Source organism: Streptomyces sp. NPDC001002, from assembly GCF_053599215.1.
On the sequence record NZ_JBSFLV010000024.1, the window covers coordinates 60,340 to 72,349 of the forward strand.

12 protein-coding genes are annotated in these 12,010 nt (G+C 70.3%); 5 read left to right on the forward strand and 7 right to left on the reverse strand.

The window, feature by feature from the left end:
- Positions 1–57: 57 nt before the first annotated feature.
- The 3 genes from ACWDR3_RS13915 to ACWDR3_RS13925 form a co-directional block, all read right to left on the reverse strand.
- The gene (locus tag ACWDR3_RS13915; RefSeq protein ID WP_450352703.1) at positions 58–255 is read right to left on the reverse strand and encodes an acyl-CoA carboxylase subunit epsilon; all 198 of its coding nucleotides are present in this window, start codon (positions 253–255) and stop codon (positions 58–60) included.
- Positions 256–312: 57 nt separating this feature from the next.
- Entirely contained in the window at positions 313–1,905 is a 1,593-nt protein-coding gene (locus tag ACWDR3_RS13920) for an acyl-CoA carboxylase subunit beta (protein WP_450352704.1), read from the reverse strand.
- A 154-nt stretch (positions 1,906–2,059) separates the two neighbouring features.
- The gene (locus ACWDR3_RS13925) at positions 2,060–4,306 is read right to left on the reverse strand and encodes a polysaccharide lyase 8 family protein (RefSeq protein ID WP_450352705.1); all 2,247 of its coding nucleotides are present in this window, start codon (positions 4,304–4,306) and stop codon (positions 2,060–2,062) included.
- Positions 4,307–4,464: 158 nt separating this feature from the next.
- Between ACWDR3_RS13925 and ACWDR3_RS13930 the strand changes: the two genes are divergently transcribed.
- The 3 genes from ACWDR3_RS13930 (at position 4,465) to ACWDR3_RS13940 (ending at position 6,169) form a co-directional block, all read left to right on the forward strand.
- The gene (locus tag ACWDR3_RS13930) at positions 4,465–5,073 is read left to right on the forward strand and encodes a YceI family protein (protein WP_450352706.1); all 609 of its coding nucleotides are present in this window, start codon (positions 4,465–4,467) and stop codon (positions 5,071–5,073) included.
- Between the two features lie 92 nt (positions 5,074–5,165).
- Complete coding sequence (locus ACWDR3_RS13935; protein WP_450352707.1) at positions 5,166–5,984, forward strand: helix-turn-helix domain-containing protein; 819 nt, start codon at positions 5,166–5,168, stop codon at positions 5,982–5,984.
- Entirely contained in the window at positions 5,981–6,169 is a 189-nt protein-coding gene (locus tag ACWDR3_RS13940) for a DUF397 domain-containing protein (protein ID WP_450352708.1), read from the forward strand. Before ACWDR3_RS13935 ends, ACWDR3_RS13940 begins: the two co-directional genes overlap by 4 nt.
- On the opposite strand, the gene ACWDR3_RS13945 is transcribed toward ACWDR3_RS13940, so the two are convergent.
- Genes ACWDR3_RS13945 through ACWDR3_RS13955 form a run of 3 tightly spaced genes read right to left on the reverse strand, consistent with a single transcriptional unit; the run spans position 6,150 to position 9,408 of the window.
- On the reverse strand, positions 6,150–6,896 hold the full coding sequence (locus ACWDR3_RS13945) for an ABC transporter permease (RefSeq protein WP_450352709.1): 747 nt from the start codon (positions 6,894–6,896) through the stop codon (positions 6,150–6,152). The two genes, ACWDR3_RS13940 and ACWDR3_RS13945, sit on opposite strands and share 20 nt — an antisense overlap.
- Positions 6,893–8,458 carry a hypothetical protein gene (locus ACWDR3_RS13950; RefSeq protein ID WP_450352710.1) on the reverse strand — a complete coding sequence of 522 codons (1,566 nt, stop codon included), beginning with the start codon at positions 8,456–8,458 and terminating at the stop codon, positions 6,893–6,895. The genes ACWDR3_RS13945 and ACWDR3_RS13950 overlap by 4 nt, the downstream gene beginning before the upstream one ends.
- A complete protein-coding gene (locus ACWDR3_RS13955; RefSeq protein ID WP_450352711.1) occupies positions 8,455–9,408 on the reverse strand; it encodes an ABC transporter ATP-binding protein in 954 nt (317 codons plus the stop codon). Before ACWDR3_RS13955 ends, ACWDR3_RS13950 begins: the two co-directional genes overlap by 4 nt.
- Positions 9,409–9,569: 161 nt before the next feature.
- On the opposite strand from ACWDR3_RS13955, the gene ACWDR3_RS13960 reads away from it, so the two are divergent.
- Together ACWDR3_RS13960 and ACWDR3_RS13965 are read left to right on the forward strand one after the other, a co-directional pair.
- The gene (locus ACWDR3_RS13960; protein WP_450352712.1) at positions 9,570–10,757 is read left to right on the forward strand and encodes a sensor histidine kinase; all 1,188 of its coding nucleotides are present in this window, start codon (positions 9,570–9,572) and stop codon (positions 10,755–10,757) included.
- Complete coding sequence (locus ACWDR3_RS13965) at positions 10,754–11,413, forward strand: response regulator (protein WP_450352713.1); 660 nt, start codon at positions 10,754–10,756, stop codon at positions 11,411–11,413. The genes ACWDR3_RS13960 and ACWDR3_RS13965 overlap by 4 nt, the downstream gene beginning before the upstream one ends.
- A gap of 6 nt (positions 11,414–11,419) precedes the next feature.
- Here ACWDR3_RS13965 and ACWDR3_RS13970 read toward each other — a convergent pair whose 3' ends face one another.
- The gene (locus ACWDR3_RS13970; protein WP_450352714.1) at positions 11,420–11,983 is read right to left on the reverse strand and encodes a hypothetical protein; all 564 of its coding nucleotides are present in this window, start codon (positions 11,981–11,983) and stop codon (positions 11,420–11,422) included.
- Positions 11,984–12,010: the final 27 nt, after the last annotated feature.

Sequence of the window (12,010 nt, forward strand, 5' to 3'; positions counted from 1 at the left end):
CCAACAGCCCCACCCTCCCGAAGAAGAGTGGGGCCGTCGGTTATCGCGCTGAAAAGCTCAGTGCCAGCTGTGCGGTGCCCGGAACCCGCCCTCGCGCTCCAGGCGGCGCCAACCCGCCTTCGGCTTGGGGGAGGCGCTGTCGGACGGGTCCGTGGACGGCGTGGCGGCGGCGCGGGCCAGGAGGACGGCCGTGATGGCGGCGACTTCCTCGGGCTCGGCGTGGCCCTTCTCGACGCGGATGTCAGGCGTGGTCATAAGTCTCAGTCTCCGTGAGAGAGGTTTCCGCACGGGTAGCGCGGAGGGTCCGCTGGGTTACTGCGGGGGGTTGCCGTGCTTGCGGGACGGCAGGTCGGCGTGCTTGGTCTGAAGCATCGCCAGGGAGCGGATGAGGATCTCGCGGGTCTCGGTCGGGTCGATGACGTCGTCGACCAGGCCGCGCTCGGCCGCGTAGTACGGGTGCATCAGCTCGGACTTGTACTCCTTGACCATGCGGGCCCGCATGGCGTCGGGGTCCTCGGCCTCGGCGATCTGCCTGCGGAAGATGACGTTGGCGGCACCTTCGGCGCCCATCACCGCGATCTCGTTCGTGGGCCATGCGTAGGTCAGGTCGGCGCCGATGGACTGGCTGTCCATGACGATGTAGGCCCCGCCGTACGCCTTGCGCAGGATCAGCGAGATCCGCGGCACGGTCGCGTTGCAGTAGGCGTAAAGGAGCTTCGCGCCGTGGCGGATGATGCCGCCGTGCTCCTGGTCGACACCGGGGAGGAAGCCCGGCACGTCCAGGAAGGTGACGATCGGGATATTGAAAGCGTCACACATCTGGACAAAGCGCGCAGCTTTTTCACTGGCCTCGATGTCCAGCACGCCCGCGAGGGTCTGCGGCTGGTTGGCGACGATGCCGACCACCTGGCCGTCGAGGCGGGCCAGGGCGCAGATGATGTTGCGGGCCCAGCGCTCGTGGACCTCCAGGTACTCGCCGTCGTCGACGATCTCCTCGATGACCTTGGCCATGTCGTACGGACGGTTGCCGTCCGCCGGGACCAGGTCGAGCAGGACGTCGCTACGGCGGTCCGCCGCGTCCGTGGAGTCGACGCGGGGCGGGTTCTCGCGGTTGTTCTGCGGGAGCAGCGACAGGAGGTAGCGCACCTCCGCGATGCACGTCTCCTCGTCGTCGTAGGCGAAGTGACAGACACCGGAGGTCTCGGCGTGCACGTCGGCGCCGCCCAGGCCGTTCTGCGTGATCTCCTCGCCGGTGACCGCCTTGACGACGTCCGGGCCGGTGATGAACATCTGGGACGTCTCGCGGACCATGAACACGAAGTCCGTCAGGGCGGGCGAGTACGCCGCGCCGCCCGCGCACGGGCCCAGCATCACCGAGATCTGCGGGATGACGCCGGAGGCCTTGGTGTTGCGCTGGAAGATGCCGCCGTAGCCGGCGAGGGCGCTGACGCCCTCCTGGATACGGGCGCCGGCGCCGTCGTTGAGGGAGACCAGCGGGGCACCGGCCGCGATGGCCATGTCCATGATCTTGTGGATCTTCGTGGCGTGCGCCTCGCCCAGCGCGCCGCCGAAGATGCGGAAGTCATGGGCGTAGACGAAGACCGTGCGGCCCTCCACCGTGCCCCAGCCGGTGATGACACCGTCCGAGTACGGCTTCTTGGCCTCCAGGCCGAAACCGGTCGCCCGGTGCCGGCGCAGTTGCTCGACCTCCTGGAAGGTGCCCGGGTCAAGGAGCAGCTCGATGCGCTCGCGCGCCGTCAGCTTGCCCTTGGCGTGCTGCGCCTCGGTCGCCTTCTCGCTGGGGCCGGCCAGAGCCTGCGCACGGATCTCGTGCAGCTCGGCCACCCGCCCGCGCGCGTCCGTCGGCTCGCTCCCGGGAGATACAGCATCATCCAAAACGGTCATGTAGCGACCTTACGAAGGAGAGCGAGGTGAGCGGGACGTCGACTCCGTACAGTCTCCGACCCGTTTTCCTGGTAGCACTGAACAGAACCTGAACCGCATGCAGCCGTTCCGACTGCTCAGGGGGCTCTCGCCTTGTAGGGGTCACACAAACCCGTCAGCTGAGAGTCACCTCACATTCATGCGTGGCGCATGCCATCCCCGGAGTGACGCGGAGGCGGAGGCGGCGGCCCGTGGCGAGGATGTCGACCGTGCCGTCGGCCCGCACCACCTCCTGTACGGGGTGGTGCCAGGTGATCTCCAGCGGCTCACCGGTGCGGGGCGGCTCGCTCACGCAGAGGGTAGCGGTACGACCCCTGCGGCGGACCAGCACGCTCGCCCCCGCCGAGACGGTGAGCGGACCCGCGGTGCCCGCCTGCCAGAAGTTCGCCGCCGTCAGCCCGAGGGAGTGGACCTGGACGGCCTGGCTCACGCCGTCGTTGGCCAGGACCGACAGCCAGTGGTGGTCGGCGGCGCGGGCCTGGACCGCCCCGCGGGCCGCACCCGGCATGAGGAGGTACAGGTAGCGGGCGTCCACCGGGTCCGTGCCGTGGTCGAGCCAGAGGGTCTGCCAGCGGCGAGTGGCCCGCTCGCTGGTGCTCGTGGTGTTGATGTCGGACCAGGCCCCGGTCCGGTCCTCGCGCAGGCTCCGCAACCCGCCCTCCTGGACCACCCACCCACCGTGCCCCTCCAGATGCGCCCACCCCGGCCGCTGCACCAGCCGCGCGCTCCCGCCCTCCCCCAGGTTGCGGTTGTCCACGACCGTCTCGACCGGCACCCCGTCCGCGCAGCTGATCCCGGTACCGAGGCAGATCACCGCGTCCGCGACGCAGAACCACGACTTGCGCGCCTCCAGCGTCGAGCCGAGCCCCTTGAGGTGCTGGCCGACGGCCGCGTACTCACCGTCGGTCGTGCCGCCGACCCAGCGCACGTCGGGTCCGGGCGCACCCCACTCGCCGCCGGCCCGGTCGGGCAGGCGCTTGGTGGAGACGGTGGTGCCGGGCAGCCGGTACCAGTCGACGGTCGGCCAGAACCAGTCCGTGTACTGGTCGCTCGCGCCCTCCGCCCACCAGGAGACCATTCCGGCGCCGGTGTGCCAGCCGCGCGGGTTCTCGCCGTTGCCGCACTCGTAGTACGCGATGCGGTCACTGGCCATCGCGAGGCTCACCGTGAAGCCGGGACGGCGGTGCACGGCACGGTCCATGGCCGGGAAGAGGCGGTGACCGACGGGTTCGGACACGGGCGCGAGCGGCCGGGCGGCGACCGCATGCAGCCGCGCGAGATCCGCCACGTCGAACTGAGGCGCCGTCAGAATCGGTGTGACCGTGTCCCGTTCGACCCAGCCCTTGATCATGCCGTGCCACCGGTCGCGCTCGGCCGGGCTCGCCGCGTCGGCCAGCAGCGCGATCGCGGCGATGACGCCCTGTCCGTGGAAGTGGTCGCTGCGCATGACGTGCAGTTCGTCGTTCTTCAGGTAACCCCGGCTGATGGCACGGCCGTTGACGCCGTCCATGATCAACCCGTCGTGGATCAGCGGCGCGTAGGCATGCTCGACGCTGTCGAGGACGACTTGGCGATTGGGATCCGTGACCTCCCACTCCGACCCGGCGAGCAGCGTGAAGAGGCGCCCCAGGCCGTCGAGCATGACCTGTCCGTACGTCCCCGAGTACGGCACCCGGGTGTGCTGCACGAACGAGCCGTCGGCGTACAGCCCGTCCCCCTTGGTGACGTACGGGAAGACCGGCGAGAGGGCGTCGCGGGCGAGGGCGATCTTGGCCGACGCGCGGCCCAGGATGCCGCGCAGGGCGACCGAGCGGCACAGGTCGACGCGGTTGGCGCCGGTGGAGGTGCCGGAGTAGTCGGTGAGCATGGCGTCCGGGATGAAGTGGTCAATTGCCGTGCAGGCGGCGGTGATTCGGGCTTCCGTGAGGTGGTCGTACAGAGCCGCGACGATGTCCAGGAGGAGCCGGGGGCTGCCGATTTGCCACTCCCACCAGTTGCCGTAGCGGGTGGTGCCGGGGTGGTAGACCGTGACGGAGAGGTGGTCGAGGCCGCGCAGGACGTCCGCGAGGAGGGCCGGGTCGCCGGTCGAGCCGGTGCCTTCCTGGACGTAGGCCCGGGCCATCGTCTCCAGGCGCGCGTAGCTCTGGGTGATCCCGGACGGCGGGTCGAAGGGGTGGTCCGGCCAGAGGGAGGCGGGGGTCGGGGCCATGGTCGCGCGGAAGGCGCGGGCCCGTTCGCCGGTGCCGCTGAGACGGGAGGAGTACGGTTCGGCACGCGGGTCGTATCCGGTGCCGAGGGCGATGTCGAGCCAGCGCAGGCGGAGCACGTCATAGGGGTCGGAATCGGTCCGGTTCATTGCCATGCTGCACTCCTCTGGAAGTCCGGAATCCGCCAACGGAGTGTAATTCCATGAATACACGTGGATGATGTTGAAACCCGAACGGAATAGGTCTACGGTCTTCCGTGTTGGCATCGTTGAACATTCAACATCACCGCCTACCGTCCCCTCAGGAGCACACCATGGGCATCTTCGGCCGCAAGGACAGCACCGACACCGAGACCGCGGCCCCCTCCGCGGTCAACCCCGAGCTTGCCGCGCTGACCGGCGAGTACACGATCGACCCGGCGCACTCGACGCTCGGTTTCGTGGCGCGTCACGCCATGGTCACCAACGTCAAGGGCAAATTCCTCGACTTCAACGGCACGCTGCACCTCGACGGCTCGGACCCGGCGAAGTCGACGGCCTCCATCGACGCCAAGATGGACAGCATCGACACCGGTTCCGCGGACCGTGACGGTCACCTGAAGAGCGCGGACTTCTTCAAGATCGAAGAGTTCCCGACGATGACCTTCCGCTCCACCTCGGCCGAGTCCCTGGGCGGCGACGACTACCGCATCACGGGTGACCTGGAGATCCTCGGCGTCACCAAGCCGCTCTCCATCGACCTTGAGTTCAACGGTGCCGCGAAGGACCCGTTCGGCAACGAGCGCGTCGGCTTCGAGGGCAAGGCCGAGATCCTGCGCTCCGAGTGGGGCCTCACGTGGAACGCGGCGCTGGAGACCGGCGGCGTGCTCGTTTCCGACAAGATCAAGCTCAACTTCGACATCTCCGCGATCAAGAACGCCTGAGTCGTGCGATGACCCTGTCCGCGGAGTCGTAGTTCCCATTACTACGACTCCGCTACGGGGGTTTCGGGTGCGGTTGGGGGAAAGGCACCCTCATGCACTCGGAGAAGCCCAAGAAGGTCGGTTCGTGGCAGGCGGTCGGAGCCGTACTGGCCCACTTCAGGAAACGGGCCCGGTTGACGCAGGAACAGTTCGCCGAGTCGGCGAGACTGTCGGTCGACACGGTGGCGTCCATCGAGCAGGGGCGGCTGGCTCTTCAGCTCGATCGGGCCGAGGACTTCGATGAACTCCTGGACACGGGTGGGGTGTTGTTCGTCCTCGTGTCCAAACTGCCGGTCCGGGAGCGGATCGTGCAGTTCGCGCAGGGGCTGGTCGACACCGAGCAGGAAGCGGTCGGCATCCTCTCGTACGAGGCTCAGGTGGTTCCTGGGCTTCTTCAGACCCGCGATTACTGTCGCGCCGTCTTCGACTACCGCTATCCGGCTCTCGGTAGCGAGACAGCCGAGCAGTGGGTGAACACCCGCATGGAACGGCAGTTGGTCTGGCAGCGGGACCGGCCGCCTGTGGGGCACTTCATTCTGGAAGAGAGCATCCTGCGGCGGGCGGTCGGTGGTCCGGATGTCATGCGGGAACAACTCCAGCAGATCCTGGAGTACACCGAGCCCGTTCACATGAGCTTTCAGATCATGCCCATGGATCGGACACCTCACTGCGGGCTGGCAGGTCCGCTGATGCTGCTGGAAACACCCCACCATGAACGTCTCGCGTACCTGGAGGCGCATCGCGCCAGCTTCCTGATCGCTGACCCCGATGAGGTCAGCGACTATCACCACAAATATGGAATGCTGCGGTCTCAGGCCCTCTCTCCTGCCGAGAGCGTGCGCCTCTTGAACGGACTGCTAGGAGAGTCATGAACACCGCAGCGCTGGCATGGTTCAAGTCGAGCTACAGCAGCGACGAGGGCGGCAACTGCCTTGAAATCGCCGCCGATCCCGCCGCCGTCCACATTCGCGACTCCAAGAACCCCGACGGTCCGGTTCTCACCCTCTCCCCCGGTACCTGGAGCGAGTTCCTCGCCGTCACGCGTCCCTCGTCCTGAACAGGATGCCTCCGAGGAGCAGTAGACCCGCCGCGTAGGCCGCCAATACGCCCAGGCCCGGCCATGGGGCGATCGGGAGGTCCGCGATGTGGCGGGTCGACTGGATGGAGAGGGCCGCCGGCATGGGGGCCCAACGCTCCAGGCGGTGCTGCCACGTTGGGGACGGGATGATCGTGACCAGGAGTGGGACGACGTAGAGGATCCCCAGGCCCAGGGTGATCGCCGCTGATGTGTCGCGGAGCATGGTCGCCAGGGCCAGGCCCAGTAGCGCGACCAGGGCCAGGGAGAGGACCGAGCCCAGGGTGGGGCGCAGGGCGGGGGCGTAGTCCGGGAGGAGTGCGTCGGCCAGGAAGACGGAAGCCAGTACTCCCAGCGCTCCCCCGATCGCCGTCAGCAGCGCCAGCACTGTCGCCTTGGACGCCAGGACCCGCCAGCGCGTCGGCATCGCGGCGAGGGTCGTGCGGATCGTGCCCGTGCCGTACTCCGCTCCCATCGTCAGGACGCCCAGGATCAGACACGCGGCCTGGCCCAGCCAGACTCCGGTGAGGCTGAGTTTCACCGTGTCCTCGTCGCACGGGCCGCCCGGGCAGACGTCCGCGGCAACCGGGGCGATCGCGGCAGCGCCGATCGCGAGGGTGAGGGCGACCAGGGCCGCCAGAAGCCACCAAGTGCTGGGTAGCGTACGGAGTTTCGTCCACTCGGCGTGGAGTGGGCGCAACGCCTTCACGCGTCCCTCCTGCGGACCGTCCAGGCCGCCAGGAGCAACGCCGCCGCCGTGTACGCGGCCAGGACTGCGAAGCCGCTGCCGGGAGACAGTGGGTAACAGCCGCCCTCCGGCAAGCAGTTGTGCGCGGTGAAGTCGTACTTCTTCGTGCCCTGTTGGACCGCGAAGGCCGCCGCCGGGGTCACCCGCAGGAGCCAGCGGGCGGCCGGGAGCGGGAAGGCGAAGGACAGGATCTGCGGGAGGATGACGAGCAGGACGACCGTGGCGATCGCGCCCGCGCTGTTGCGGAGCACGACCCCAACTGCCAATGCCAGTACGGCGACCAGGGAGAGCAGGGCAGCGCTGCCGACTACCGCGCGCAGGGCCGGGTTCTCCAGCAGGGGGTAGTCGGGGAAGGCCGGGGGGCCGAAACCGTTGCCGCGCAGGGTGCTCTGGGCGAGCGTGTAGCCGAGGGCGACGGCCGCGAGGCTCACCACGAAGGTCACCGCGCCGATCACGGTCGTCTTCGCCGCCAGCACCTTCAACCGGGCCGGCGTCGCCGTGAACGTCGTACGGATCATGCCCCGTTTGTATTCGCCGGTCACGAAGAGCGCGCCGAGGGCGATCATGAACAGGATGCCGACGAAGACGCCCTGGAAGCTCATCTGGACGATGTCCGGGCCGCCTTGGTCAGGGGCGATGTCGCCCTGGCCGGTGAGGGTGTAGGTGCCGTTCGTGACGGTGGTGGAGGAGTCCGGGCGGGCGTTGCGGGGGGCGGGGCCCGGGGCGGGGGCGCCGGGGGCGGGGGCGCCGACGTCCGTGCTGGTCCAGGCTGCCGTGGTCGAGGTGCCGCTCAGCGTCAGGTGGTCGTAGGTTGCCGTGGCGTGCGCGCCGCCGGTCGACTGACTCGAACCGCCGAAGGAGCGGCGCACGTCCTGGTGGCCCGGGGTGGCCAGGACGAGGCCCACCTGCACGGTCTTCGGGAGGCCGGACAGGCTGACGTCCTCGATCTTCGTCCACTTGGTGCCGTCTGCGGACTCGTAGCCGGTGAGGCGGTCGCCGGTCCGGGTCAGGCGCAGCCAGCGCGGCACCTCCGTCACCTCGGAGTCCGAACCGGCCGTGTCATGGGTGAAGTTCCACTGCATGCGGACGCCATGGCCGGGGGTGGCCAGCACCGCCGCGTACGAAGAGCCTTGTTCCAGGCTCGACTTGACGATGATCCCGGCCTTCGCCCAGGGCTCCACGGTCCGGTCGTCGGCGGTCTTGAGGCCGGTGACCCGAGCCGTGACGGTGCCGTCGCCGGTGAGCGGACGGTGGGTGAAGCGGAAGGCGTCGGTGACCGTCGTGCCGTCGGGACCCTTGATGATGTCCGGGCCCCCGCTGGTGACGGAGCCGCTCGCGCTCAGCTGGCTGATCAGTACGGTGACCACGGCGGCGACCGCCAGCACGAACGGCCAGGCGCGGACCGTACGGAACTTGGTCCACTCGGCGTGCAGCAGGCGCGGGAAGCCGGCGTGGGTGGGGTGGAGGTGGGAGCGGTAGGGGGTGGGCCTGGTCTCGGGCTCCGACGTTGTCCTCGTCGTCATCGGGTCACCTCGTCGGAAGCGACCCCTACGGAAGCGGATTCGGCCGTGAACTCCGCCTTGTCCCGGGTGAGTTCCATGTACGCCTCCTCCAAAGTGGCCCGGTGGGCGCCGACTTCGGCGAAGGGGACGCGGGCCGCGGTCAGGAGTTCCACCACGCGGGGTGCGGGCAGGCCGGTGACGATGAGGGTGTCGCGGTCGGTGACGGCGACCCGGCCGCCCTCGCGGGCGAGGAGTTCCATCGCCTGCGTACGGGCCTCGGTGCGCAGTCGGACGCGGTCGCCGGAAGCGGCGTGCAGGAGTTCGGAGACCGAGGTGTCGGCGATGAGGCGGCCTCGGCCGATGACCACCAAGTGGTCTGCGGTGTCCTCCAGTTCACTCATCAGGTGGCTGGAGACGAGGATGGCGCGGCCCTCGGCGGCCAGTCGGCGCAGCAGGCGGCGGATCCATTGGATGCCTTCCGGGTCGAGGCCGTTGACCGGCTCGTCCAGGAGCAGGATGGGCGGGTCGCCGAGCAGGGCCGCCGCTATGCCCAGGCGTTGGCGCATGCCGAGGGAGTAGCCGCCGGCCCGGCGGCGGGCGGCGGACTCCAGGCCGACCTGGGCGAGGACGTCGTCCACGCGGCGGACGGACAGTCCGTGGGAGTGGGCGAGCCAGCGCAGGTGGTCGCGGCCCCGGCGGGCGGGGTGCAGGGCGGCCGCGTCCAGGAGGGCACCGACCTCCAACAGGGGTGTGCGCAGGGCGTGGTAGGGGCGGCCCGCGATGAGGGCCTGGCCCTCGTCGGGGGCGTCCAGGCCGAGCAGGGCCCGCAGAGTGGTCGACTTCCCGGCGCCGTTGGGGCCGACGAAGCCGGTGACCGTGCCGGGCTCGACGGTGAAGGAGAGGCCGTCGACCGCGAGGGTCCGGCCGAACCGTTTGCGCAGACCGCGGACTTCGATGGTTGCGTCGCTCATGGTGAGGGAGGCTAGGGGCGGCGGCGCGGGGGTGTCGTCACGCCGGGGAGGTCCCTCGCGTAGGGGATGCGCACGGGAGGGGGCTCGGGACAATGGCGGACGTGGGTGAGAAGGCTTCGACGTCGACGGGGACACGCGGTGTCCGGGCACGGTTCGCACGGATGGCAAGGGTGCGGGCCGTCCGGGCGCGGATCGCCGGTGCCGAGCAGGTGCCACCCACTGCCCTGCGCTCTGCACTGCCCGCTGTCCTGCCTACCGCGCTGGCCGTGCTCGCCGTGGGCGAGGGCCTGATCCGCAGCGGTGATCCGCAGAGCAGTCTCGCCGTCGTGCTGCTGCTCGCGCTCGCCACGACCGGGCCGCTCTCCTTCGTCCTGGGGACCGGGCGGGGCAGCCGGGTCTCGGCCGCGATCGCCGTGAGCGCCGCGTGCGTGCTCGCGCTCGTGCCGTTCCAGGCACTCACCGTGGGTGCCGCCGTCGCCCAGTTGATCTGCGTGTACGTGCTGGCGCGGACGGGGTGGCCACTTCCGGCCGGGCTGCTCGTCGTGCCGTACGTCGTGGTCGCGCTGTTCAGTCATGAGGACGCCACCCGGATCGTCGCCGTTCTGCTCGCCACGCTCGGGTCCGCCGCGGCGGCGACCGGCATCACGCATCACGTGCGCAGCACCGTGCTCGCGCACAGCGCGACCGAGCGGGCGTTCGCGGACACGCTCCTCGAACATGCCGCCCGGGGTGAACGGGCGCGGATCGCACGGGAGTTGCACGATGTCGTCGCGCATCACATCTCGATGATCGCCGTCCAGGCGGAGACCGGCCGGCTCACCACGCGCGGGCTGCCGCCCGAGGGTGCCGACCGCTTCCTGGCCATCGGGGACACCGCGCGCACCGCACTGACGGAGATGCGGCGGCTGTTGGGGGTGTTGCGGGAGGACGCGGACACCGGTGTCCAGCGGGCCCCGCAGCCGGGGCTCGGTCAACTCCTCGACCTGATCGACGAGTCGCGGGACGCGGCCGGCGCGGCGACCCGGCTGATCGTCAGCGGGCCGGTCAGCGCGCTCGACCCGGGCGTCGAGGTCACCGCGTACCGGATCGTCCAGGAGGCGCTGACCAACGCCCGTCGGCATGCGCCGGGTGCCGCCGTGGATGTGGAACTGCGGTACGGGGAGGCGGAGTTGGCGCTGCGCGTGCGCGACAACGGGCCCGGGCCCGCGGCCGGCTCCCCCGGTCATGGCCTGCTGGGCATGCGGGAGCGCGCGGCGACCGTCGGCGGGTCGCTGCGCACCGGGCCCGCTCCCGGCGGCGGGTTCCTGGTGGAGGCGCGGTTGCCGGTGCGGGCGGAGGTGCTCGCGTGAGCGTCCGGATCGTCGTCGCCGACGACCACGAGATCGTCCGGGTCGGGTATGCCGGACTCCTCGCCACCCAGGGCGACTTCACGGTCGTCGGGACGGCTGCCGACGGCGCCGAGGCGGTGCGGGTGTGCCGGGAGCGGCTGCCCGACGTGGTCCTCATGGACGTACGCATGCCCGTCATGGACGGGATCCGGGCGACCGCGCAGCTCCAAGGTCCGGACGCGCCACGGGTGTTGGTGCTGACCACCTTCGACCTGGACGAGCATGTGTACGACGCGCTGACCGCGGGGGCGAGCGGGTTCCTGCTCAAGGACGTGACGGCGGAGCGGCTCTTCGACGCGGTGCGGGTCGTGGCCGCCGGTGAGGCTCTGCTCGCGCCCGCGATCACCCGGCGGCTGATCGCCGAGTTCGCGCGTCAGCGTCCCCGAACCGGGCCCGCGCACACGGCACTTGACGCCCTCACCCCGCGCGAGACCGACGTGCTGCGGCTGTTGGCGCAGGGCCTGTCCAACCCTGAACTCGCCCTCCGGCTGCACGTCGGCGAGGAGACCGTGAAGACCCACGTCAGCCGCATTCTGTCCAAGCTGGGGCTGCGGGACCGTACGCAGGCGGTGGTGATGGCCTACGAGACGGGGCTGGTGGTGCCGGGGGTCGGGTGAGGCCGGTCAGGCTGCGCCGCCGCAGGCGTGCCGTACGGCGCGGTCGATGAGGTCGAACTGGACCGCGGTGGGCACGACTTGGACCCGGCCCTCGCCGCGCGCGTTGCGCATGGTCACGAACAGCAGGGGTGTGCCGCGCGCCGGGTGGGTCACATGGCAGGTGCAGACGACGGCACGGGCGTACAGCACCCGCGTGTGGCCGGGGCCCAGCACGGCGCCGGCTCCCGGGGTGACGTGCAGGACGAGATTGCCGTACCCCTCGGCCGTCCGTCCGAACGCGACTTGGGTGCTCGCCGACGCGCTCAGGGTGATGCCGAAGTCCGGGCTGTAGCCGACGGGGACCTCGACGTCCGTGATGAGGATGCTGGTGGCGGCGACCGGGTCGGGGGGCGGAGGCAGCGGGCGGTGGGTGGAGACGTAGGTCAGGAGACCGCCGAGCAGGAGCGTGCAGGTCGCGGTGGTGAGCGTCAGACGGACGCGGCGCGGCAGGCCGTGCCAGTGGTCGCTGATCGACGGCCGGTCCGCGCCGAGGATCTCGACGACGTCGTCGTCCCCCGGTGGGGTCACCATGGCGCGAGCCTAGGGCGCCGGACGGGC